Raw genomic sequence first — 22,355 nt, 5'->3', positions numbered from 1 at the left:
AATTTGCCGATCCAACTTTTTGACCAATATATCCCACATTTGAACCTTTTTTTCGCTTCATTTCCGCGTTAAAATTGTGTTATCAAATCGTTTGGTTAATGCGGCTTTAATCTATGGAGTCGATTCTGATTTCAATAGCAATATCGAAGCGCGGTCCAGACTTTCAGAACAGGGTTTTAAAAACTGAAGAACAATAACGTTCAGTATGCGTAAAAAATTACAAGATAGAATTGCCTCTTTTAAGGATGCAGCTATGATAAAAGAAAAGGGATTGTATCCTTATTTCAGGTCGATAGAATCTGCCCAGGATACCGAGGTGGTGATCGATGGAAAAAAGGTACTGATGTTTGGATCGAACTCTTATTTAGGGTTGACCAATCATCCCAAAATAAAGGAAGCGGCCAAAGCCGCCATCGAAAAATATGGTACAGGTTGTGCTGGCTCGAGGTTTTTAAATGGATCGTTGGATATTCACTTAGAATTGGAAAACCGCCTGGCAGAATATGTTGGAAAAGAGGCTGCAGTGCTTTTTAGCACTGGTTTTCAGGTAAATTTAGGGGTCATTTCATGCCTGCTTGATCGTAACGATTATTTGTTATTAGACGAGTACGATCATGCTTCTATCATTGATGGTAGCCGCCTGGCTTTTGCACGTACCATTAAGTATGCGCATAACGATATGCAGGATCTCCGTCGCAAATTGAGCCGTTTACCTGAAGATGCCGCTAAACTGATTGTTTCTGATGGTATTTTCAGCATGGAAGGTGATCTGGTTAACCTACCCGAAATGGTCGAAATTGCCAATGAATTTGGTGCAAACATCATGATGGATGATGCACATAGTCTTGGCGTAATCGGTTTTAACGGTTCAGGCACCGCTTCTCATTTCAACCTGAACGAAGAGGTTGACCTCATAATGGGCACTTTTAGTAAATCGCTGGCTTCATTAGGTGGTTTTATTGCAGGCAGCACTGAAACGATCGAATTCATTAAACACCGTGCACGCTCACTAATGTTTAGTGCCAGTATGCCGCCATCGGCTGTAGCGAGCGTAATTGCTGCGTTGGATATTATCGAATCGGAGCCAGAGCGCATCGATAAACTCTGGGATAATACCACTTATGCTAAAAAACTTTTGGTAGAAGCTGGTTTTGATATCGGGCATAGCAATAGTCCGATTATTCCCGTGTACATCCGTGATAATACCAAAACCTTTATGATCACCAATATCCTTCAGCAGAACGGGGTTTTTGTCAACCCGGTCGTTTCTCCCGCAGTGCCATCAGATTCATCTTTAATCCGGTTTTCTTTGATGGCCACGCACAGCTTCGAACAGATTGAAACGGCTATTGAGCAATTAAGTGCAGCTTTTAAGGCCGTTAACGTAGAATTAGTAGGAAGCCAATCATGAGAGAACTGATCAAGGTTTCTGATAAAAAAGCATTGGCAGCATTTGTCGATTTCCCGCATGAGCTGTACGCCGGCGACGTAAACTATGTGCCAGAACTATTTATTGCACAGCGCGATCTGCTTACTCCAGGTAAACATCCTTTTTACGAACACTCTGAAATTCAGCTTTTTTTGCTTTATGATGGAGGCAAGGTGATAGGACGTATTGCAGCAATCAACAATACCAATCACAATAAGGTGTACGAATCGAAGGATGGTTTCTTTGGCTTTTTCGACTGTATTAATGATGCAGCGGCAGCTAAACAGCTTTTTGAGGCGGCACAGGAATGGTTAAAGGAAAGGGGATTGACCAAAGTTTTAGGCCCGGTTAATTTTTCTACCAATGAAGTGTGTGGATTATTGATCGAAGGTTTTGACGGTCCGCCGGTGGCCATGATGCCTTACAATGCACAATATTATCTGCCGCTTTTAGAGCAAATGGGCTTTCAGAAAAATGTTGATTTAAGGGCTTATCGTTATACCGCTGGCACTTATAGCGACCGTTCGGTGAAACTGATGGGCAGGATAGAGGAGCGTTTGCAACGGAATGATATCATTCTCCGTAAAATCAACATGAAGAAATTCAAGGAAGAATGTAATGCCGTAAGAGATGTGTATAACAAAGCATGGGATAAAAACCTGGGTTTTGTACCGATGACGGATAAAGAATTCGATTATACGGCGAACGACTTAAAAATGATCCTCGATCCCGAATTTTGCATCCTTGCCGAGCAACATGGTAAAATTGTGGGTTTTGCACTGGCCATTCCAGATATCAACCAGATTCTGATCAAAATTAAACGAGGCAGGTTATTTCCTACAGGCTTGATTAAACTTTTGGCCAACAAAAAGAAAATCGACGGCATCCGTATTTTATTGCTTGGTGTGGTTGATGGTTACCGTAAAATGGGTATCGAAGCCTGTTTATATGGCAGGATCATCAAACATTTCGAAGCCAAAAAAATGAAATATGCCGAGGCAAGCTGGACTTTGGATCATAACGACCTGATCAATAAACCGATTGAAGATATCGGCGGAAAACTGTACCGCAAATACAGGATTTTAGAAAAAGAGATATGAAAAAGCGGGTGTTGATTACAGGGGCAACGGGATTTGTGGGTTATCACCTGATTAAAGCTGCTTTGGCCAATGGGATGGAAGTGTATGCCAATGTACGTCAGTCAGCGAATACTGATCACCTGAAAGATCTTGAGATCAATTATGTCGACCTGGATTTCGAATCGATCTACTTGTTAAAAGAAAATATCGAAGAGAAAAAGTACGATTATATCGTGCATGCAGCTGCGGTAACCAGGGCAAAAAGTTTAGGCGATTACAATAAGATCAACGCAACATATACGAGAAACTTAGCAGTAGCAGCCTCTAAATCAACACACAACATTCAAAAATTCATATTCATCAGCAGTCTGGCAGCATTGGGCCCGTTAAAGCAGAAAAATGAAAGATTGACGGAAAAAAGTGCATCCAATCCGGTAACCCAGTATGGCATCAGCAAAGCATTAGCAGAAACCTATCTGGCACAGGTTCCTAATCTGCCCCTGATCATATTCAGGCCCACTGCGGTTTATGGCCCACGTGAGAAAGATATTTTCATACTGATTAAAACCCTTAAAGCCGGGCTGGAGCTTTACATCGGCAAGCAGGAGCAGGAATTGAGCTTTATCTATGCTACCGACCTGGCTGATGTAATCATAAAAGCACTTGCATCTGACGTAGTTGGTAAAGCTTACAATATATCCGACGGGGCAGTTTACAATCGGTCATCGCTTGCAAATTATGTAAGTAAAGCCTTAGGCAAAAAAACAGTAATGGTAAATGTACCGGTACCGTTGATTAAAGGGCTGGCCTGGGGAATGGAGCGCTTATATGGCGTATTTAATAAAATACCAGCTTTAAATGTAGATAAGATAAAAGAACTCACCGCCTTAAACTGGGGCTGTGACATCAAAAATATTCAGAACGATTTTGGTTTTGTTCCTCAGTTCGGTTTAGAACAGGGCTTAAATGAAACCATCAACTGGTACCGAAAAAACAATTGGTTATAAGATTTTAAATAAAAATTAGCATGAAACAACAAGTAAAAGCAGCTGAAGGTAAGCTGGGAATATTAATGCCAGGATTAGGCGCTGTAGCTACAACCATGATTGCCGGAGTTGCTGCCATTAAAAAAGGCATATCGAAACCAATCGGTTCGTTAACGCAGATGGGTACTATCCGTTTAGGTAAAAGAACAGAAAAAAAAGAGCCAAAAATTAAGGACTTTGTGCCTTTAGCCAATCTGGAAGATTTAGTTTTCGGTGGCTGGGATGTGTACGAAGATAACGTGTACGAAGCCGCATTAAATGCCCGTGTATTGGATGCCAACCTTTTGCGCGATGTACGCGAAGAGTTACAGGCCATTAAACCGATGCGTGCCGCTTTCGACAGAAACTACGTAAAAAATCTTGATGGTAAATATGTAAAAGACATCGATAACCGTTACGAACTGGCTTTAGCGGTAATGGAAGACATTAAAAATTTCAAAGCTGCAAACAACTGCGACCGTATTGTATTGGTTTGGTGTGGTTCTACCGAAATTTATTTCGAAGCATCAGAAGTGCACGAATCGCTTGCTGCATTTGAGCAGGGCTTAAAAGACAACGATCTTCGGATTGCGCCAAGTATGATTTATGCTTATGCTGCCTTAAAATTGGGTATTCCATTCGCTAACGGAGCACCAAACTTAACGGTAGATATTCCTGCATTAATCGAGTTAGCTAAAGAAACCGATACGCCAATTGCAGGTAAAGATTTCAAAACTGGTCAAACTTTAATGAAAACCATTTTAGCACCAGGTTTAGCCGCACGCTCGTTAGGGGTAAACGGTTGGTTTTCTGATAATATTTTAGGTAACCGCGATGGTTTAGTATTGGATGACCCGGATAACTTTAAAACAAAAGAGGTATCTAAACTGGGTGTGCTGGAAGATATCTTTAAACCAGAAGTTAACCCGGATTTATATGGTGATATGTACCACAAAATCAGGATCAATTACTATCCGCCTCACGGTGATAACAAAGAAAGCTGGGATAACATCGATATTTTCGGTTGGTTGGGCTATAAAATGCAGATCAAAATCAATTTCCTTTGCCGCGATTCCATTTTAGCTGCACCAATTGTGTTGGATCTTGCTTTGTTTATCGATTTGGCTAAACGTTCTAATATGTCGGGTATTCAGGAGTGGTTATCATTCTACTTAAAATCGCCACAAACAATCCCTGATGTACCAGCAGAGAACGACATCTTTAAACAGTTAATGAAACTTCAAAATACCTTACGTTACATCATGGGCGAAGAGTTGATCACCCATTTAGGTCAGGATTACGAAGAAGAACTGATAGAAACCGTATAGTGTTTATCCACAAATTTCTTTCAACGGCCCTGGGCATTGGTTACATCGGTAAAGGTGCCGGTACTTACGCTGCAATAGCAACATGTATCTGCTGGCACCTTTTCCAGGGGCCTTATAGTAATCCATATTTATGGCCGGTACTTTCTACCATGTTCATCGTCATGATCGGGATCATGAGCGCCGACCGGGTAGAAGAGATTTGGGGAAAAGACCATAACAGGGTAGTGATTGATGAAGTGGCGGGAATGTGTATTACCCTGTTATTTGTGCCTTTAAAATGGCAATATACCCTTATTGGGCTTGTTCTTTTTAGGTTTTTTGATATTCTGAAACCCTTTTATATCCGAAAACTGGAAGAACTTCCAGGCGGTTGGGGCGTAATGGCCGATGACGTACTCGCAGGAATTTACGCGAATATTCTTCTTCAGCTGGTAGTGGTTTTTGATTTTTTTTAGATACATGCTTACCTTCCTTAAAGCACAGGCATCATCCTTAATGGCTTCGGCAACCGATTTTGGTATCACCATCATTGCTGTGAACTTTTTTGGATTATGGTACCTGGCAGCAAGCATTATCGGGACCATTTCAGGAGGAGTTGTTAATTTTTTTGTCAACCGTAAATGGGTCTTCCAAAGCGAGTCGAAGGAGGTAAAGTGGCAGGTATTCAGGTATATTTTAGTGTGGGCGGGCAACCTGGCCATCGTTACTGCCGGTGTGTATGTTTTTACCCATTTTTTTAATCTCAATTACGTACTAGCTAAAGTAGTGAGCTCGGTTTTAACCGGCATCAGCTACAATTATATCATGCAAAGGCAGTTTATTTTTACAAGTTAAATGAAACCTATCTATTCGTTTTTTTTATTTCCGTTACTCGTTTTCATGGTGCAGGTAAACGCTTTTGCCCAAAGAACTGTGGTTTCCGGAACCGTGCGCGATGCCGTAACCAAAGAAACACTGCCCAATGTCTCCGTTTTTTTTAAGGATACTCAAATTGGTACACAGACCGACGTAAACGGGAAATATACAATCGTTTCGCCTAACCCTCAGAGCGAACTCAGTTTCAATTACGTGGGTTACCGAACTGTTTTTAAAAATATTATGCCTTCTGCTACGCAGGAATTTGATGTGGCTTTAGTGCCTGATGCAAGAGCCTTAGATGAAGTGATTATTGTGGGTGGCAAAAAAGTACGGTACCGCAATAAAGATAATCCTGCGGTCGAACTCATTCGTCAGGTAATTGCCCATAAAGATGAAAATCGCATCAAGAGTTATAATACCGCATCTTTCAGGCAATATGAGAAGATGCTGTTCAGCCTGAGCAACGTTTCGGATAAATTTAAGAATAAAAGAATGTTCAGAAATTATCAGTTTTTGTTTCAGGAACAGGATTCGACTTTAATCGGTGGAAAAAACCTGTTGCCAATCTACATTCAGGAGAAACTGGCCGATAATTACCTCAGTAAAAACCCAGAAAAGAATAAAACCATTGTAATTGGCGAAAAACAGGTTCAATTTGATAGCCGTTACATCGATAATAAAGGATTGAAGACTTATTTCGACCGGATGTACCAGGATATAGATATCTATAAAAACAACATCTCGGTCATCAGTAACGAGTTTTTGAGTCCTATTGCCGATGGTGCACCTTCTTTTTATAAGTTTTTCATCACCGATACCATTAAAACACAGAAACCTGAAATTATAGAACTGTCTTTTACGCCTCGCAATACCGGTGATATGCTTTTCGAGGGGAAAATTTATGTCACCAACGATAGTCATTACGCCGTTACCGGTGCTTCATTTGGTGTAAACAAGAACATCAACCTTAATTTTGTACGTGCACTTAAAATCGATCTTGATTTTGAAGCCAACGATAAAGGTAAATACAGCTTAAGCAAAAGTAATTTACTGGCCGATTTCGGTATCGGTAAAACCAAAGGTATTGGTTTTACCGGCGAACGTACGGTTACTTTTAAAAATTACCAGTTCGATACGGCTTTACCCGATACTATTTTTCAGGGAAAAAGTACCGTGGTACTGGCCGATGCTGGGAAAAGAAACGACCAGTTCTGGGACAAAAACAGGCTCGATACCATCTCCAAAAACCAGCTGAAAATTTACGGTAATATTGATACGCTGCAAAATCTGCCTTCCTTTAAACGCACGATGAAAATCGTAACCCTTTTATTTGCAGGTTATCAGAATCTGGGCCCTTATGAAATCGGCCCGGTAAATACTTTTTACAGTTTTAACAATGTGGAAGGTTTAAGGCTGCGGGTGGGAGGAAGAACCACGCCAGAGCTGAGCAAACGCTATTATTTCGAAAATTACCTGGCTTATGGCATTAAAGATGAGAAATGGAAATTTTTCCTTTCCGGTACCTATTCGCTGAACAATAAATCAATTTACGAATTCCCTCAGAATTATATCCGGGCCAGTTTTCAGCGCGATACCAAAATCCCCGGACAAGAACTCCAGTTTGTGCAGGAAGATAACTTTTTACTATCCTTTAAAAGAGGCGTAAACGATATGTTGCTTTACAACGATTTTTACCGTGTGGATTATGTAAAAGAGTTCGAAAACCATTTTTCTTACAACCTGGGTTTTAAAAAATGGAGCCAGACTCCCGCCGGCGGATTGAGCTACGTAAATGAAAATAATCAGTTTGTAAATCGCTTAACTACCAGCGAAGTTTCGCTTCAGTTAAGGTACGCCCCGAATGAGAAATTTTACCAGGGAAAAATATATCGTGTGCCTATTGCCGATCGTTATCCGGTATTTAATTTACGTTATACCGCCGGTTTAAAAGGTGTTTTGGGTGGCGAATATAATTACCATAACTTATTGGGAAGCATTGATAAGCGTTTTTATTTATCACAGTTGGGATATAGCGACGTAACTTTAGAGGGCAGTTATATTGCCGGAAAAGTGCCTTTCCCTTTATTGGATATACACCGTGCCAACCAAACTTATGCCTATCAGCTTAACTCATATAACCTGATGAATTTCCTTGAGTTTGTGAGCGATCATTATGTGAGCATCAATATCGACCATAATTTTAACGGCTTCTTTTTTAACAAAGTGCCTTTGCTCAAACGTTTGAAATTAAGGGAAGTGGTATCATTTAAAGCATTATATGGCGGTTTGAGAAATGAGAATAATCCAAATTTCCAATCTGGTTTATATCAATTGCCGGTTTATGAAAATGGTGCACAAAGAACTTATGCATTGGGCAACAAGCCCTATATGGAAGGCAGTGTTGGGGTAGGTAATATCTTTAAACTATTAAGGGTCGATCTGGTAAGACGTTTCAATTACCTCAACAATCCTGAGGTTTCGGAATGGGGAATAAGGGCAAGGGTAAAATTTGATTTTTAAAAAATATGTAATGGAAACAAAATTAAGGGACAGCCTCCAGCAGGGCATATATAAAGTAATCAATCCTTTTGTAAAGGGCTTGATTAAAATAGGTTTAACGCCCAATATGGTAACCACTATTGGCCTGATCCTAAATATCGGCGTGGCCATCATTTTTGTACTGGGAGCCGAAAAATCAAACCGTGGCGATATGTCGTACATTGGCTGGGGAGGAGCATTGGTGCTTTTTGCAGGTTTATTTGATATGCTCGATGGTCAGGTGGCCCGTTTGGGGAACATGAGTTCGAAATTTGGGGCATTATACGATTCGGTACTTGATCGCTACAGCGAAATGATTATGTTTTTGGGCATCTGCTATTACCTGGTTGCACATCATTACTTTTTAAGTTCTTTGTTTGCCTTTATCGCCCTGATTGGTTCGATGATGGTGAGTTATACCCGCGCAAGGGCCGAAGGTTTAGGAGTAGAATGTAAAGGTGGTTTAATGCAGCGGCCAGAACGTGTGGTTACCATTGGTGTTTTTGCCATTGCCTGTGGTATTGCCGGGCACTTTATCGGTGGCAATTATAAAGTTTATTTGCCGGGCATATCTTTCCATGTTTTTGAAACGATGTCGATATTTACCTTGCCCATTACCATTATGGCTTTATTGACCAACATTACAGCGGTTAAACGTTTGCAGGAAGCTAAAAAAGGTTTGGAAGCCCAGGAATTTAACGAAAGAAAAGGAAATAACAGGGCGGCATTAATTGCCGGACTGGTTTTAATGACAAGTTTAAGTGGCATGCTTTCTTTTAATGCAAATGCACAGGGAAGCGACCCTTCGCCGATTACTTTTCCAACGCCTAAAGAAATCAGTAATCAACTGTTTTATTTACAGCGCGATCCAAATACCAATACCATTATCTGCCAGTTAAATGTAGACAAACGTGGGGTAGTGAATAAAGATCAACCTGTAAATGTGTTTTGGATGCGTTACGGCGATAATGGAGAAAAGAAAGATTTAAGCTATATCCAACGGAAATTTGCCTATGGCATTATTAGCAAAGATTTGGGCAATGGTAATTTCGAACTTCGGTTTACCTCGCATAAAAAATTGCCGATGTATCTGAATAAATCAGGCGCAGACAAGAAATACCATGTTTTTGCAACAATTAACAATAAAAAAATGCAGTTGGAGCGAATATTCCTGCGGATTGAAGGAGGTACCTTCTGGTTTCCAAATGTAAAATATGTAGAAATAAGAGGAGTTGATGCAGAAGAGCCTTCAAAGGTACTGATTGAAAGGATTAAGGTTTAAGAGAGGGCGTTGAGCGTTGTGCGGGTGGCGTTCCCACCCAATTCGTCATTACGAGAAGGCTTTTTCTGCCGACGAAGCAATCTCTCTCTAATCGTCATTTCGAGCGGACCTAATAGCTATCGGGTGCAACGGAGTCGAGAAACCTATAGTAGTTTGTCATCCTGAGTGCAACGAAGAACCCGGAGGCTCTGCGAAGCAAATCTTTTGTTATGCATTGGGTTCCGTGTTTCATCGGTTAGGGATTCTTCACTGCGTTCAGAATGACAAAGGGTTGTATGAATGACGGCCAAAGGATAAACCGAAGACCAGTTAAAATAATTTACCAAATGAAAAAGAATTTTGTTTCAAATTCTACCGCATCCATCAGGATGTTCAAAAACGACTTTTTAGAAAGTTTATCTAAAGTGAGGTTTTATGTGCCGTTAATTGTTTACGTGCCTGTTATTGGTTTTCTGTTTTGGAAAGCATTAGCAGAAATACAAATGCCGGTTTTAAACTTTGCAGGCTGGTTTCTACTCGGCCTGGCCATCTGGACCATTACAGAATATATCCTGCACCGCTATGTTTTTCATTTCGAACCAGATGTAGAGTGGGGAAAGAAGATCCACTTTATTTTTCATGGTGTACATCATGATTACCCCAATGATGCTAAAAGGTTGGTGATGCCACCTTCAGCCAGTATCCCAATGGCCTTAGGCTTTTATTTCCTCTTCGATTGGATATTGCCTGCAACCACCGTTTATCCGTTTTTCTCCGGATTTATGATCGGTTACCTCTTTTACGATATGGTACATTATGCGCTTCATCATGCCAATTTTAAAAGCGGTTTCTGGAAAAAGTTAAAACATCACCACATGCTTCACCATTATTCAGATTCGACCAAAGGCTATGGGGTAAGCTGGACTTTCTGGGATCACATTTTCAGGTCGAATTTTGATAAAAAATAATATGCAGCAAGAAGTTTTGCTTAAAAACAGTTTTTATAACCTTCGTAATGTGTACTTCACCACTGCCATTTCGATCGGATACCTTTTGCTGTCGGCATTGTTAGTGGGTTTCAAAACCGATCAGCTTGTGCTGATTTTTATTTTTAACAGCCTGTTTTATATCTCGGCCGGAACAAGGCGTTTTATTCTGGGTTTTTCGATTTTCATTGTGTATTGGATCTTGTTCGATTACATGAAGGCTTTTCCAAACTACCTCTTTAATAAGGTTCATATCAAAGATTTATATGAACTGGAGAAAAGCATCTTCGGCATCAATTATAATGGAATAAAACTTACCCCAAACGAATATTGGAAACTGAATAGCGTCGCATTTTTAGATATATTGACCGGCCTTTTCTACCTGATGTGGGTGCCTGTTCCATTGGCTTTTGCTACGTATCTGTTCTTTAAAAACAAAGAACAATTTGTTCGCTTTTCACTCACTTTTGTTTGGGTAAACCTGTTGGGTTTTGTGGTTTATTATGCTTTCCCGGCAGCACCGCCCTGGTATGTGCAACAACATGGATTTGAATTTATAGCCAAAACTCCTGGCGATACTGCGGGGTTGGCCCGGTTCGATCATTATTTTAACATCACACTTTTTCAGGGAATATACAGCAAAGGTTCTAATGTGTTTGCAGCCATGCCATCACTTCATTCTTCCTATCCGGTAATTGTTGCCTATTATGGTTTGAAAAACAGATTAGGGAAGATCAATTTTTTCTTCCTGATCGTAATGATCGGAATCTGGTTTTCAGCCATTTATACCAGTCACCATTATACCCTTGATGTTTTGGCAGGGATAAGCTGCGCCACGATTGGTATCATCAGCTTCAATTACCTGGTTAAGAATACCAGACTGAAAAATTTTATCTGGTATTTTGTTAAAAGGATATAACAATGAGGTAAGATGGGAAATGTAAGATGGACGATGGGGTGGTGCGAAATTTAAACAAACAGTACAAAAAACAAAGGCTTCTTAATGCGCTTAATTCCTTAATAGTAAATTTCCAATAATCAGAAGACGAGGTTCAGGGAAATGACATAAGATTCTTAGTGCCTTCGTGTCTTGGTGGTTAATGATAGAAAATGTGAAGTGGCTAATAGTGCCTTATAATCAAAACTTTCATAATTATGGTTGCTAAGGGGACGATTAAAGTTTATTGTCATTCTGAGTGCAACGAAGAATCTTTTGCAATAATGTAGGTTAATATGTTTATCGGTTGCAGATTCTTAACTGCGTTCAGAATGATAGTAATTTAATCTTAAATTCTACGATCCCACTTTAAGATAAACATTTTCCTGATTCCTGTTGGCCTCTGTATCACGGACAGCGATAACACTATGGGCCTTCGCAAAATAATAAAATTCTACACTTGCTATAAGGATCAGGGCGTAGCCAAAAAGTTCTAAAGATTCTTCCGAAACATTTTTCACATCACGTGTATATTGTGCTTCCATTACCGCCATCCAGAAAACTTTTCTTCCGTATAAACGGGCAAAAATATAGGTTGTAAATATACCAGATAGAAGGATGCCGAAGGAGAATTTAGAAACAAAATCGTTCATGTTGGAGAGGAAAATATCTTTCTTCTTATAAATTAGAAATGCGGCTAATATCAATAAGCTAAATGCAGCTGTTTGCCAGGCACCGTCGTAAATGTGTTCATCTAAAAGCGCATCCTGTTCTCTGATCAGCGAAGCAAAAGTAAAGGCAAATAGTCCAAATGCCAGCGGAAACATCGATTTGTATTTAAATGAAACACGCAGGTAAATTAATGAGCAGGCCAATAGCATAATGCTTTGAACCGTTTCTACCACAGAATCTTCAGTGAACTTGCTTTGGCCCATTTCATGATTAACGTTCCATTTTAAGAATTCGGCAGCGAGGTAAATGATTACTCCATATACAATAAATCTGATAATCGCTGTTTTGAAGCCTTTTGCGCTTGGTTTTATAGTTTTCTTTAACATATTTAATACAATTTATGCTTTGCTGGAACGCAAGCAGACTGCGCTGTTTACAATCATCTGAGTAGTGTAAAAGCGAAAGCAAAAATCGTTTTCCAAGTATTGTCTTGAAAGGTCTAAAACTCCTATAAATTAGTCAAAATGTATGAATGGGGCATGTTTACAATGTTATGGCAATTATGATGGAAGATGGAAAATGTAAATCGATGATCAATAACCAAAGATCAATAAACAACGACCAATAATCAATTTGCAATGACCAATAGCGATCGCCTCTACAAATCTTAATGATCTTAACTTCTTAATGGTAAAGCGTCTGAAAGTCGGGAGACCGAAGTCCGAAGACAAATAGCATATCAACAGCCAATTTTTCTTAATGTTCTTAACTTCTTAATGGTAAAGCGTCTGAAAGTCGGGAGACCGAAGTCCGAAGACAAATAGCATATCAACAACTAATTTTCTTAATGTTCTTAACTCCTTAATGGCAAAAGAGTGCGAAAGTCGGGAGATCGAAGTCCGAAGACAAATCGCATATCAACAGCCAATTTTTCTTAATGTTCTTAACTTCTTAATGGTAAAGACTGCAAAAGTTAGATGATCGAGATATATTATGAAATTAAAGCACAACACTTTGCCCTCTTTGTGATTTTGTGCTTAATCTTTAAAGGATTTACTCAAAATGCTTTTCAAATTGTTGTTTAAAATCCTTATATCGCGATCTCCCGATTGGTAATACCTCTCCGTTTTTGAGCTGTAAATTGTAGCGGCTGCCCGATGAAACCAGGATCCGATCGGCCTGTACAATATTAATGATATAAGATTTATGAATACGTTCAAAACCCGATGGCAGGATTTTTTCCAATGCATCCAAACCTTTATCATGTAACTCCTTTGTACCATCTAAAAGGTGGATTTCACTATATATCCCTGCGCCTTGAATATAGCCCATCAGATCAAGATCAATCAGTTTTATACTTCCGGTTTTTCTCACCGATAAATAGCGGATCGAATTGTTGCTTTCTTTTTTTAGAGTAACTGCCCGGTTGAGGGCAAGAAAAAGCCGTTCACGGTCAAAAGGTTTTGGTACAAAATCCAATACACCAAGCTCAAATGCCCGGAGTGCATTTTCGGTATTAGCCGATACCACAATGGTTTGAAAAGATCTCGATGTCATGGTGCTAAGTACCTCAAAACCATCGCGTCCGTTAAGGTTTAAGTCTAACAATAAAATGTTTATCTTTTCCTTTTCTAAAAATTCTATTCCCTTTTTTAACGAATCAATAATGCTGATCGTGGCATTTCCTTCGAAAAAATCGTTGGTCATGCGTTCAATTCTTCGCGCAATCCGCGCCTCATCTTCAATAATCAGTATCCTCATATTGTTGTGTCTGATAGGGTAATTTTACTGATCCAGCCCTGGTTTGATGCCGAAGAACTAAAGGTCCACCTGCCCGGGTAACTTTCTTCCAGTCTTGCCCTGATGTATTTAAAACCTCCGCCACCAATCCGCTCATCTGAAAGTTCCCTGTTTTCGCCAATTGTTTCAAAAACATATTCCTTGAGGTGTAGATCTTCACTATATGTTAGCCTGAATTTCATTGTGCCATCATGATAGGGCGCATTGTGGGTAATTCCGTTTTCCAGCAAAGTGTGAATGATCGCCGGCGGTATCAGTTCATCATCCTTTATCCCAAAATCTTCCCATTGATAGGCAATTTCTTTTCTAAAACCCATTACTTTCAGGTGCATCTGGCAGAGTGAAATTTCCTGCCGGATAGGGATCAGGCTTTCCTCAGCAATTTTGTTCATGATGTCGAACTCAGTGGCAAGTGCCTGGATAAATTCGGCTCCTTGTTTGGGCGAATCTTCCACCCAATCCATCAGTGAAGTAAGCGTGTTTTTGATAAAATGTGGTTGTATGTTCTTTTTGATCAGCTCCAGCTGCAGACGTGAGGAAAGCAATAGCGACGATTCGTGCGCCAGTTCAATCTCCCGCATTTTGATGGTGTGGAGATAAAGCATCGCAAACACAATAAAAGTATAAAAGATAAAAATGCCAAAATCGTAAACCAGGTAGCTGTTCATCACTGTGCTGGCAAGCATGCCCGCCAGGACCAAAAAACTTCCCTTTTCTTTTCTGTAAATGGCTTCTAAAACGATAATCATTGTGGTAATCCACATGGCGAAACTATAGTACCTGGCCGAGATATCATAATGTCCATAATGATAAATATAGATCGAAACTAAGGTTACAAGCAGTGCCGAAAGCAATAATAATTTCCTTTTCAGGCTGAATTGGATACTAAAATATAGTGGAACCAAGATTGATATCGAAAAGGTCAACCATCCGATAATTTCCAGACGGATAAAGAACTGCGGATAGGGGATTTCGATGTAATATTTAATGTACTCCATAATCAACAGCGAAAAGAAAAGGAGACAGATTATCGAAAATATCATTACCGGATAAGATCTTTTATGACTATTGAAATATAGAAAAGCATAATAAAAGAAGGCGATAAAAAATGCCCCGGCCATAATGAACATCACTGAAGATATGACCAAAGGCCTTTTGATCAGGTTGATATAGGTATCCAGTTTGAGGCCTATGCCACGTTGTAATTTAGGGTAACTGAACTGGGTAGTACGTAAAGCTACTGTATGCATTCCTATATTTGAAAGCGAATCGGGGAGGAGGAAATATTGACATTCTGTTCCTGGAATCTCTTGTTTATTTATTAAGCCCGGTTTTCCGTTATTGCCGATTTTTACGCCATCCCAATAAATTTCATAAGCACCAAATGCATCCACCTGAAGTCCTAAACGACCACCAGCGTTGGAAATCAGTTTTACATTGGCCCTTACCCAGAAGATGTTTTTGCCTGTAAAACCACGGTCAACCGACCATCTTTTTTGATCTAAGTTTTTGACCGACCATTTAATACTGTCTCCCGTTTTAAAAACAGGATCAAATTCATCATAAAATACCTGCCGCTTGCACGAAGTACATAATATAGCAAAGAAGAGCAGAAAGTAGGCAGGTTTCATAGATTAAAAGTAGGATAAAGATAGTCCCTGCCAGTGCATTTCAAAAGGATATAGAGCCGTTCACATGTTTTTTTATCAATTTGGTATTTCCTCATGCTAATCTTGCAGCATGAAACACATCGTTACGCTTTTACTCTTAAGTTTTTATACTACAGTTTTTTGCTTTGCACAGGCGCCAAAGCACACCGTAAATGGGCAGATCAAAGAACGTTCAACTAAAACTGAAATACCCTTTGTAACCCTGGTTATTCTTGATGGGCAAGGTAAAAACCTTGTTTCGGGAATGGCCGATGAGAAGGGAAAATTCTCACTCACCTTTTCAGATGCAAATGAAGTAACTATCCAGTTTAGTTTTATGGGTTATGCAAAATTAATCAAGACATTGATTTTGGCGGAGGGAAAAACAACAACCGATTTGGGAACCATACTGATGGAACCCGATCCAACCTTGTTAAAAGAAGTTTCCGTTACCTCAGAGAAGTCGGCAATCAGTTTAAAACTCGATAAAAAAGTGTTCGAAGTAGGGAAAGATATCCTTTCGCAATCGGGATCTGTATCAGAATTGCTTTCTGGCGTACCTTCGGTTAGTGTAGATCCGGGTGGTGCCATAAGTTTACGCGGAAACAGCAGTGTATTGGTGCTGATTAATGGCCGTCGTTCAGGATTAACCGCAGGTGGCGCGCTGGAACAGGTAGCCGCCGACCAAGTTGAGCGGGTGGAAGTGATTATCAATCCATCATCTCGGTACGATGCCTCTGGCTCTGCAGGGATTATCAATATCGTATTAAAGAAAAATAAAAAAAGCGGCTTTAATGGACAGATCAGGCTTGTTGGCGGTACACCCAACGAAACGAGGGTTTCGCCCAGTTTGAATTTTAAATCCAATAAAATCAATCTTTTTTCTACCATTGGAGTACGTTTCTCTGATTACGTAGGCCTTTACACTACCGATCAATCGGTAAGACAAAACGGAACTTCGGTATTGCTTAACCAAAGGCAGGACGAAAACCGACATGATGATGGGAGAATGGCCTATTTTGGGGTAGATTATCAACCCGATAGCCTGAATACCCTTACATTGGCTTATTTGTTAAATGCAACCAAAGATCATGATAAAACAAGGTTAGGTTATGATTATTCGATAATGGGTGCCGGATTAGATAGCGCACTTCATAGAAACGGAGAATCGTGGGAGCGGAGAAACTATAATCAGTTAGAGTTTAATTATACCCGGCTTTTTAAGAAACCGGGAAAAAAACTCACGGTAGATATGCAATATGATTTTTGGAACAGTGATAAAGATTGGAACCTCTCTACCCAAAAAACGGTACCTGCATTACAGGAACTGCCACAAATCCGCACCAGCTCAATTGGCGCTAACCGGGATTTTGCTGCTCAAAGCGATATGACTTTTCCATTAGATAGTAATGCAGTGCTCGAATATGGTGTTAAAGGTGAAAACAGAAGCGTGAGCAGCGATTTTCTTGCTCAGAGTGAAACTGCAAATGGATGGACAACCATTGACGGCATTGACAATGGGGTCATATATAATGAATTAATCGGAAGTGGTTATATACAATTGAGGAATAAAACGGGCCATTTTTCCTATCAGCTTGGTTTGAGGGGGGAATATACAAGGGTTAAAATAGCTGATAGAAACGATGCTTACAATAACCTTAAAAATTATTTTAAACTTTTTCCTACCGTGCATCTTAGTTATGGGGCCGTAAAAGGAACCACTTTACAATTGAGTTATAGCAGAAGAATCAATCGCCCGGCACTTAACGATCTTTATCCCTTTAACGAACTCACCGATTTTAATTCGCGTTATGTGGGTAATCCTGAACTTAATCCTTCTTATGCAGACGTTTTCGAATTGGGATTGCTTACTCATCTGGGTACTTTAACCGTAAATCCATCAGTATATTACCAACACCAAACAGGCTTAATTATCGATTACAGTTACCGCGAAAACGGACTCTTTATCTCTACTCCGGTTAATATCGATCTGGAACAGCGATCGGGTATAGAACTTTCCCTGCTTTATAATCCGTATAAATGGTTACAGATAAACATGGAAATGAATGCCTATAGGTTTCGTCAGGATGGATTTTACAGCAGTCAGGATTTTGCATTTTCTGGCCATACCATTACGGGTAGGTTTGGTACACAGGTAAAACTGCCCGGTAAATCAAGTGTGCAGCTGCGTTATAATTTTTCCGGACCAAGAGATGCGGCTCAAAGTAAAAGGAAGGCGATCCATGGCATAGATCTGGGGCTGGCACAAAATTTCTGGAAAGACCGTGCAAGCCTGCTTTTCGATGTAAGCAACCTGTTCGAACTTCGAAAATTCTCCACTACAACAACCGGGCAGGATTTTACCGTATCTCAGATCAGTATTCCTAATGGGGCAAGATATCGGTTAACTTTTGTGTACCGCTTAAACTTAACAGGAGACCAGGGCATAAGACAGGCAAAAAGTGATAACAGAAATTAATACTGCGCTAAGCTTAAATACTGCGCTAAGCTAAATTAAACAGGCATTTTGTTTGCATTAAGTAATATACAATTCAACGTTTATCTTTAAAAAGATAAACACATTAGGGACAAAAAGGCCGCGGATGCGGCCTTTTTACAATATTAGAGCGGAAAAAAAAAGTTTTTACACTGAGATACTTATAATAGGATGGTGTGGACTTTTAATATAAATGGGGAAATTTTTCCCCATTTACCCCATTAACCGACAGAGAAAGTGATTGCGTTTTAAAATCGAAAATGCATTTTTTGCTAAATGCAGCTTTAAAAATCATCATGAGGTGTTATGCCAGCGTTAATCTAATAAAAAGAGGGTACTGGGTATATCCCTGTACTTTTCCCCTCTTTTTGCAATAACTGGTACTACCTCAACAAAGAGATAGCGTAGAAATAAAGAGTCATCCCTTACTCATTTGATCTCAACAGTTAACGCCTGATGATCAACGCTCTTAATGATCTGGTGTAAACTTACAGCAAGGCCGGATATGATAAAATGAACAATAGTTCAATAGGCAGTTTTACTCCATGAACAGTTGAAATAATTCGATAAAGGATTTAACGCTTTTCTACTTTATGTGATAGCAGCATTGCCAACCCTGTTTTAAACGGATAAAAAGAAATGTAAACGAAGTTTTGATTTAGCACTTTATCCTTCTAAGCAAATGCTGTGTTTTAAATTTTTGAAATTAAATTCTTTACAACATCATGAAAGGTCCTGAAATCAACGGGTTTAACCAATAATTCGTCGCCGTTTTTTAAATCGCTGATGGTGTAAACGCTGTGAGAACTGATGAACACGATAAATTTTACGTTGTTTCTAAGCATTCGCGCAATGTCGAATCCCGAAACATCCATTTCAATATCTAAAAAAAGAAAATCTACCTGTGGGTAGCTTTTAAAAGCGGCCATTGCATCTACCGGACTTGTAAAACTTCCTTTTAATTCGAGATTTTCGATATTGGAAATATAGCGTTCTATAATCTTAATGAAAATAGCCTCATCATCTAAAATTACACAGCTGTATGGTACGGTTGAGGTATTCATCATCCTATTTTTTGTGGTGCAGGATCAAGCTTCATCAGCTTAAATGAGCTGATTTTCTTTATGTTAATTTAAGAAATAATCACGAGAATATGAATAATTCCAATAACAATTTAAGTTTTTTAAAGAGAAGGTTTAAATAAAGCAAAAAAGGTAAAGCAGGCAAAACAAACAGGTAGTAAAAATTTAAGTCACTAATCCAAATACTTTTCACAGATTAAATCAGGATTCGTCATAGACTTTTTGGCGAGGTTAGCTTTCCTGCATTGGTGGCCATGCTATAAAAATTACTTAATCGTCTGAGCCTAAAAAAAAACTCCAACAGGTTTAGCCATTGGAGTTTTTAGGTATCCTTAAGAAGGAGTAATATTATTTGTTCAATTGAACCAGTGTTTGCGTGTTTTGGTTTTCTAAAGCCCTGTCAACATTTGGTAAACGCATTTTTGCGATGTTGTTCTCCACATTTAGAGATGGGTTTTCTGCTTTTGCAAGTGCTGCAATGTCTCTTGTTGTGCTTGAAAACATTTTCAGCGATAACAAGAATAAACGGTTGTCATATTCAGTTGTTGCACGTTCACTGTAGTTATATTGAACGTTATCCAATAAAACCAGTTTCGCAGTAATTTGGTCCAGTACCTCTTCTGATAGATCTAGCCCCCTAATACCAATAACACGGTTATTTTTTACAAAATAATCCAAGCCGTTAAAAGTAATGATGGTTAAATTATTTCTGTTAATGATGTATTCCGGTTGTGATAGATTGCCATTCCTGCGGTTCCTGTTTTGCTCACTTAATCTTTCAATCATTTTATTTCCATTTATCCTGTCAACGTTTTCAAATAGAGCTATTTGTCTATTTTGATTTTGTTGAGCCATCAGCTGTATTGACGATGAAGAAATTAAGGCGGTTAAAAGGACAACAAAAGAAGTTGATCTAGCAATTTTCATGGCGCAAAGGTAAACTATAAAAATTTATTTCCGAACTTTTTGTATGTTTAATATTACAGTTTTAGATCAATTATGAAATTTTGTTGATGACAAAAATCAACATATTGGTTTAATCTTGTATTTTAAGTTAGTAATAATTGCCTAAAGTGTGTTTTATGACTTGATCGATCGCGGTAGTTGTCATCATTTTAACAATTGTTAAATATTTAGCTTTTAACCTAATCTTAACACCAGCTTTATATATCAGCTTTACTTTTGTGGTGTAAAATATTTGGTTAGTATTATACAGGTTTAGTTAGTTGATAGAAAAGGCCGCAATGGATGTTGTGGCCTTTTTGATTTTACGTCATCGTCAAACAAAATAGCTGGTTTTACGTTTTTTCTGTACACCAAAAACAAATACCATCTTACATGAAAAAGATCTCTATATTATTGCTCTCAGCAATATTCTTATCGCTGGGCTGTAATGCCCAAAATCCCATTTCTTTAAATCCTGCACCTATAAAAGTTGAAAAAAAAGCAGATTATGCCACTGTGCAGCCCTACTACCAGATTGATTTTAGTGCTGCTTTATGTATGTTCGAAGTGAGGGTTAACGATGTATTGGTATTTACACTTGATTTACCCGGGCAGGCTTCTTCAACGATCCCGATCAATTCGGCTATTTTACAAAGTGGAAAGCAGCAGATTAGCATCAAAATGCTTCCGATGTCCGGTCAGAAAATATTAAACCCTAACGCCACTTTTCAATACAGCATCAAAGTTTATGATGCAGCTAAAAACCTCGATTTTAAAGAACAGCTTCCAGGCGAATATGCTGTTGAAAAGGTAAATCCTGCCAAAAAACAAGCTTCACTTAGCCAAACAGCTACTTTTAACGCCGAAGTGCCATATAATATCAGTGCTTATCAAACTGGTACAGATCTTAAATCGGTTGCCGGATTAAATGATAAATTGCGCCAGGCTTATCAAAAATTGTCTGAACTGATTGCAAAAGGAGATTTAGAACAGCTCAAAAAACTAATTGCGAATAGGGAACAGGTAGCTGCGGTAACCATGTACCTGAGCAAAGAAGAAACCGATGGAAGGATGAAGAGCATGTTGGGCGATTTAAAATCTGGCTTTAAGATGCTGCCCATTCCTCCAAATGCACAGGTGAAAATATTCGGTAATGGTAAGATAGCCAGTATGGTTACGCCACAAGGCGGTTCAGTGATCAAACTCAGAAATGAAAAGGCGCAGGAAGAAATGGAACTCGAATTTACTTTTTACATTCCCCAGGGAAAAACAGAACTGGAGATTATTTAAAAGAGCTAAAGCAACAGCAAAATCATAGCTCAAAAAATATTTCCTGATTTATTTGTTAATAAATGAATAATCATTTAGTTTTGTCGAAGTTTATATTTGATCATGCGGACAAGGGATATCAATAAAGAGCAGTTAGTGAAGCAAAAAGCCATCGAAACCATTGTAAAATATGGTTTGGAAGGTTTTACCATCAATAAACTGGCAAAAGCCTGTGGCATATCGGTGGGTACGCCTTATGTGTACTATAAGGATAAAGACGATCTGATAGTGAAAATTGTAATGGAAGAAGGGGCGAGGATGGAAGAGGCTATGCTGCTCGATTTTAATCCGGAAGCTTCGCTGGAGGATGGGTTGCGCATCCAATGGCGGAATCGCTTTAAATACATGATTGAAAATCCATTGCTTGGTCAGTTTTTTGATCAGATCAACAGTTCTACTTATCAGGATCAGTTTTTGAAAATGTTTAATGGTGAAGAGGGGAACTTAATGAGCCTGTTTAAAAAAGACCTTACTACTTTCATCCAGAATGTGGTTAAAAGAGGCGAAATGGACGAAATGCCTTTCGAAGTATATTGGTCCGTAGCTTATTCGCCGTTGTATTCCTTACTCCGTTTTCACCACAGAGGAAAGAGCGTCGGTGGTAAACCTTTTCAGATTACTGAGGAGATATTGTGGGCAGCGTTCAACCGCGTTGTAAAGGCTTTAAAAAACTAAAGCTTTTTTTTGAAGTTTATTATTAAATAATTATTCATTTATTAATGGAAAATTTTGATCACATCTTACTGTTTAAAACTAATCTCGAAGCTGCCAATAAGGAGCTTTTAAGGGATGTTTTTGCCAAAGAGGGGATAACAGAGTGGAATATCGATCTTGATGATGAAGACCGTGTACTGCGCATTATATCTACCGCTTTAAAACACAATTACATCATACAATTAATTAGGGGTTGCGGCTTCGAATGCTGTACACTCACTTAAAA

Annotated in this window: 19 protein-coding genes; 14 read left to right on the top strand and 5 right to left on the bottom strand. The window is 39.1% G+C overall.

Annotation, left to right across the window (positions count from 1 at the left end):
• Positions 1 to 205: 205 nt before the first annotated feature.
• The 10 genes from spt (at position 206) to H9L23_RS13370 (ending at position 11,423) form a co-directional block, all read left to right on the top strand.
• Positions 206 to 1,411 carry a serine palmitoyltransferase gene (gene spt / locus H9L23_RS13415; protein ID WP_187590898.1) on the top strand — a complete coding sequence of 402 codons (1,206 nt, stop codon included), beginning with the start codon at positions 206 to 208 and terminating at the stop codon, positions 1,409 to 1,411.
• The gene (locus H9L23_RS13410) at positions 1,408 to 2,529 is read left to right on the top strand and encodes a hypothetical protein (RefSeq protein ID WP_187590897.1); all 1,122 of its coding nucleotides are present in this window, start codon (positions 1,408 to 1,410) and stop codon (positions 2,527 to 2,529) included. The genes spt and H9L23_RS13410 overlap by 4 nt, the downstream gene beginning before the upstream one ends.
• The gene (locus tag H9L23_RS13405; RefSeq protein ID WP_187590896.1) at positions 2,526 to 3,515 is read left to right on the top strand and encodes an NAD-dependent epimerase/dehydratase family protein; all 990 of its coding nucleotides are present in this window, start codon (positions 2,526 to 2,528) and stop codon (positions 3,513 to 3,515) included. Before H9L23_RS13410 ends, H9L23_RS13405 begins: the two co-directional genes overlap by 4 nt.
• Before the next feature lie 20 nt (positions 3,516 to 3,535).
• Positions 3,536 to 4,861 (top strand): inositol-3-phosphate synthase, encoded by a 1,326-nt coding sequence (locus H9L23_RS13400; protein WP_187590895.1) that lies wholly within the window; start codon positions 3,536 to 3,538, stop codon positions 4,859 to 4,861.
• Entirely contained in the window at positions 4,861 to 5,316 is a 456-nt protein-coding gene (locus H9L23_RS13395; RefSeq protein WP_246474688.1) for a phosphatidylglycerophosphatase A family protein, read from the top strand. Before H9L23_RS13400 ends, H9L23_RS13395 begins: the two co-directional genes overlap by 1 nt.
• A gap of 4 nt (positions 5,317 to 5,320) precedes the next feature.
• Positions 5,321 to 5,695, top strand: coding sequence for a GtrA family protein (locus tag H9L23_RS13390; protein WP_187590894.1), 375 nt, complete (start codon positions 5,321 to 5,323; stop codon positions 5,693 to 5,695).
• Positions 5,696 to 8,239, top strand: coding sequence for a DUF5686 and carboxypeptidase-like regulatory domain-containing protein (locus H9L23_RS13385; RefSeq protein ID WP_187590893.1), 2,544 nt, complete (start codon positions 5,696 to 5,698; stop codon positions 8,237 to 8,239).
• Between the two features lie 10 nt (positions 8,240 to 8,249).
• Positions 8,250 to 9,539, top strand: coding sequence for a DUF4833 domain-containing protein (locus H9L23_RS13380; protein ID WP_187590892.1), 1,290 nt, complete (start codon positions 8,250 to 8,252; stop codon positions 9,537 to 9,539).
• 326 nt (positions 9,540 to 9,865) lie between these two features.
• Complete coding sequence (locus tag H9L23_RS13375; protein ID WP_187590891.1) at positions 9,866 to 10,486, top strand: sterol desaturase family protein; 621 nt, start codon at positions 9,866 to 9,868, stop codon at positions 10,484 to 10,486.
• A 1-nt stretch (position 10,487) separates the two neighbouring features.
• Positions 10,488 to 11,423: a phosphatase PAP2 family protein gene (locus H9L23_RS13370; protein ID WP_187590890.1), complete on the top strand. Its 936-nt coding sequence runs from the start codon at positions 10,488 to 10,490 to the stop codon at positions 11,421 to 11,423.
• A gap of 374 nt (positions 11,424 to 11,797) precedes the next feature.
• On the opposite strand, the gene H9L23_RS13365 is transcribed toward H9L23_RS13370, so the two are convergent.
• The 3 genes from H9L23_RS13365 to H9L23_RS13355 form a co-directional block, all read right to left on the bottom strand.
• Positions 11,798 to 12,499: a hypothetical protein gene (locus tag H9L23_RS13365; protein WP_187590889.1), complete on the bottom strand. Its 702-nt coding sequence runs from the start codon at positions 12,497 to 12,499 to the stop codon at positions 11,798 to 11,800.
• Positions 12,500 to 13,166: 667 nt separating this feature from the next.
• Positions 13,167 to 13,874 (bottom strand): LytR/AlgR family response regulator transcription factor, encoded by a 708-nt coding sequence (locus H9L23_RS13360; protein ID WP_187590888.1) that lies wholly within the window; start codon positions 13,872 to 13,874, stop codon positions 13,167 to 13,169.
• The gene (locus H9L23_RS13355) at positions 13,871 to 15,544 is read right to left on the bottom strand and encodes a histidine kinase (RefSeq protein ID WP_187590887.1); all 1,674 of its coding nucleotides are present in this window, start codon (positions 15,542 to 15,544) and stop codon (positions 13,871 to 13,873) included. Before H9L23_RS13355 ends, H9L23_RS13360 begins: the two co-directional genes overlap by 4 nt.
• 109 nt (positions 15,545 to 15,653) lie before the next feature.
• Between H9L23_RS13355 and H9L23_RS13350 the strand changes: the two genes are divergently transcribed.
• Positions 15,654 to 18,041 carry a TonB-dependent receptor domain-containing protein gene (locus H9L23_RS13350; RefSeq protein ID WP_187590886.1) on the top strand — a complete coding sequence of 796 codons (2,388 nt, stop codon included), beginning with the start codon at positions 15,654 to 15,656 and terminating at the stop codon, positions 18,039 to 18,041.
• Between the two features lie 710 nt (positions 18,042 to 18,751).
• Here H9L23_RS13350 and H9L23_RS13345 read toward each other — a convergent pair.
• Both H9L23_RS13345 and H9L23_RS13340 read right to left on the bottom strand, forming a co-directional pair.
• Positions 18,752 to 19,126 carry a LytR/AlgR family response regulator transcription factor gene (locus H9L23_RS13345; RefSeq protein ID WP_187590885.1) on the bottom strand — a complete coding sequence of 125 codons (375 nt, stop codon included), beginning with the start codon at positions 19,124 to 19,126 and terminating at the stop codon, positions 18,752 to 18,754.
• Between the two features lie 363 nt (positions 19,127 to 19,489).
• The gene (locus tag H9L23_RS13340; RefSeq protein ID WP_187590884.1) at positions 19,490 to 19,927 is read right to left on the bottom strand and encodes a hypothetical protein; all 438 of its coding nucleotides are present in this window, start codon (positions 19,925 to 19,927) and stop codon (positions 19,490 to 19,492) included.
• Positions 19,928 to 20,479: 552 nt separating this feature from the next.
• Between H9L23_RS13340 and H9L23_RS13335 the strand changes: the two genes are divergently transcribed.
• The 3 genes from H9L23_RS13335 to H9L23_RS13325 all read left to right on the top strand — a co-directional run bounded on the left by H9L23_RS13335 (position 20,480) and on the right by H9L23_RS13325 (position 22,353).
• On the top strand, positions 20,480 to 21,376 hold the full coding sequence (locus tag H9L23_RS13335; protein ID WP_187590883.1) for a hypothetical protein: 897 nt from the start codon (positions 20,480 to 20,482) through the stop codon (positions 21,374 to 21,376).
• Between the two features lie 102 nt (positions 21,377 to 21,478).
• Positions 21,479 to 22,090, top strand: a complete 612-nt coding sequence (locus tag H9L23_RS13330; protein ID WP_187590882.1) for a TetR/AcrR family transcriptional regulator — start codon at positions 21,479 to 21,481, stop codon at positions 22,088 to 22,090.
• Positions 22,091 to 22,134: 44 nt separating this feature from the next.
• Positions 22,135 to 22,353, top strand: coding sequence for a hypothetical protein (locus tag H9L23_RS13325; RefSeq protein ID WP_187590881.1), 219 nt, complete (start codon positions 22,135 to 22,137; stop codon positions 22,351 to 22,353).
• Positions 22,354 to 22,355 lie beyond the last annotated feature (2 nt).

The organism is Pedobacter roseus (assembly GCF_014395225.1).
Lineage (GTDB): Bacteria > Bacteroidota > Bacteroidia > Sphingobacteriales > Sphingobacteriaceae > Pedobacter > Pedobacter roseus.
Note: the sequence above shows the minus strand (reverse complement) of the source record. Positions and strands in the feature narration are given on the sequence as shown.

Excerpts from the sequence above, each read along its gene's own strand:
- H9L23_RS13385 (WP_187590893.1), top strand. The coding sequence starts at position 5,696 with ATGAAACCTATCTATTCGTTTTTTTTATTTCCGTTACTCGTTTTCATG.
- H9L23_RS13330 (WP_187590882.1), top strand. The coding sequence starts at position 21,479 with ATGCGGACAAGGGATATCAATAAAGAGCAGTTAGTGAAGCAAAAAGCC.
- H9L23_RS13350 (WP_187590886.1), top strand. The coding sequence starts at position 15,654 with ATGAAACACATCGTTACGCTTTTACTCTTAAGTTTTTATACTACAGTT.
- H9L23_RS13370 (WP_187590890.1), top strand. The coding sequence starts at position 10,488 with ATGCAGCAAGAAGTTTTGCTTAAAAACAGTTTTTATAACCTTCGTAAT.
- H9L23_RS13335 (WP_187590883.1), top strand. The coding sequence starts at position 20,480 with ATGAAAAAGATCTCTATATTATTGCTCTCAGCAATATTCTTATCGCTG.
- H9L23_RS13410 (WP_187590897.1), top strand. The coding sequence starts at position 1,408 with ATGAGAGAACTGATCAAGGTTTCTGATAAAAAAGCATTGGCAGCATTT.
- H9L23_RS13345 (WP_187590885.1), bottom strand. The coding sequence starts at position 19,126 with ATGATGAATACCTCAACCGTACCATACAGCTGTGTAATTTTAGATGAT.
- H9L23_RS13390 (WP_187590894.1), top strand. The coding sequence starts at position 5,321 with ATGCTTACCTTCCTTAAAGCACAGGCATCATCCTTAATGGCTTCGGCA.
- H9L23_RS13375 (WP_187590891.1), top strand. The coding sequence starts at position 9,866 with ATGAAAAAGAATTTTGTTTCAAATTCTACCGCATCCATCAGGATGTTC.
- H9L23_RS13380 (WP_187590892.1), top strand. The coding sequence starts at position 8,250 with ATGGAAACAAAATTAAGGGACAGCCTCCAGCAGGGCATATATAAAGTA.
- H9L23_RS13325 (WP_187590881.1), top strand. The coding sequence starts at position 22,135 with ATGGAAAATTTTGATCACATCTTACTGTTTAAAACTAATCTCGAAGCT.
- H9L23_RS13340 (WP_187590884.1), bottom strand. The coding sequence starts at position 19,927 with ATGATTGAAAGATTAAGTGAGCAAAACAGGAACCGCAGGAATGGCAAT.
- H9L23_RS13405 (WP_187590896.1), top strand. The coding sequence starts at position 2,526 with ATGAAAAAGCGGGTGTTGATTACAGGGGCAACGGGATTTGTGGGTTAT.
- H9L23_RS13355 (WP_187590887.1), bottom strand. The coding sequence starts at position 15,544 with ATGAAACCTGCCTACTTTCTGCTCTTCTTTGCTATATTATGTACTTCG.
- spt (WP_187590898.1), top strand. The coding sequence starts at position 206 with ATGCGTAAAAAATTACAAGATAGAATTGCCTCTTTTAAGGATGCAGCT.
- H9L23_RS13400 (WP_187590895.1), top strand. The coding sequence starts at position 3,536 with ATGAAACAACAAGTAAAAGCAGCTGAAGGTAAGCTGGGAATATTAATG.
- H9L23_RS13365 (WP_187590889.1), bottom strand. The coding sequence starts at position 12,499 with ATGTTAAAGAAAACTATAAAACCAAGCGCAAAAGGCTTCAAAACAGCG.
- H9L23_RS13360 (WP_187590888.1), bottom strand. The coding sequence starts at position 13,874 with ATGAGGATACTGATTATTGAAGATGAGGCGCGGATTGCGCGAAGAATT.